The 771-nt window shown below is 52.3% G+C and carries 1 protein-coding gene; it reads left to right on the top strand.

Annotation, left to right across the window (positions count from 1 at the left end; genetic code table 11):
- The first annotated feature begins 215 nt into the window (after positions 1-215).
- Positions 216-581 (top strand): hypothetical protein, encoded by a 366-nt coding sequence (locus ACOCD2_RS23485; RefSeq protein WP_293815536.1) that lies wholly within the window; start codon positions 216-218, stop codon positions 579-581.
- Positions 582-771: the final 190 nt, after the last annotated feature.

Raw genomic sequence — 771 nt, forward strand, 5'->3', positions numbered from 1 at the left:
GAAGTTGTTGCGTAGTGCTGGGTGACCAGGACGGCTGGGGCACCAATAGGTTGTCAAAGGCCGAGTCGATTTTGGGGACTGGGATGTCCCAAAATCTATCACGAGGTCGAAGACACACTTGGCTTGCGGGCCTTTTTTTGAATCGAAATCGAGAGGAAATAATCATAAATAGGAAATCGATAGCGGCGCGTGGCGTCGCAATAATGGTTAGCGTGTTGCTCTTCGCCGTTCCGGCGATGGCGGAAGAGACCTGCGATGATGATCTGGAGGAAAGTGCCTCGTACTTGTTCGGCGCGTCCGTGGGTAGAATGACCTTGGGCATGTCGGGGAAGGACAGCGCGCGCATGGCGCTGGAATACGGAAAAGAAGTGGGCTACCAGATCGCGTTGATGTTTGTGGATGAGCTGGGAAAAAATCCGGATCATTATTTGTTTGCGAAAAAGGCGCTCACCGCAGCCTGCGCAAAGACGCGGTTTTTCATCGGGTACCGGTTCGGTCGCTTTGAAGTGGACCACGTTGATGCTGCGCGCGATGCTTTTATCAAAGGGCTGCTTGAAGGTATCAAGGAGATCATGGACTAGCGGGGGCATTTGAACAGAAACTTACGGTTTCGCCCTCGCGGATCCACCTCAAACAGTAAATTCCTGCATAGGCTTTTTGCAATCCACGGTGTAAACCCTAGCTTTTTTGGGTGTTTGCATTATAGGGTTGGAATCGACACATTCGCTGCCAGCCATGGAGAGCGAAGCGAAGGCTGGTAGACCCCAGTAG

Source organism: Thiolapillus sp., from assembly GCF_048562965.1.
GTDB lineage: Bacteria > Pseudomonadota > Gammaproteobacteria > Chromatiales > Chromatiaceae > Thiolapillus > Thiolapillus brandeum_A.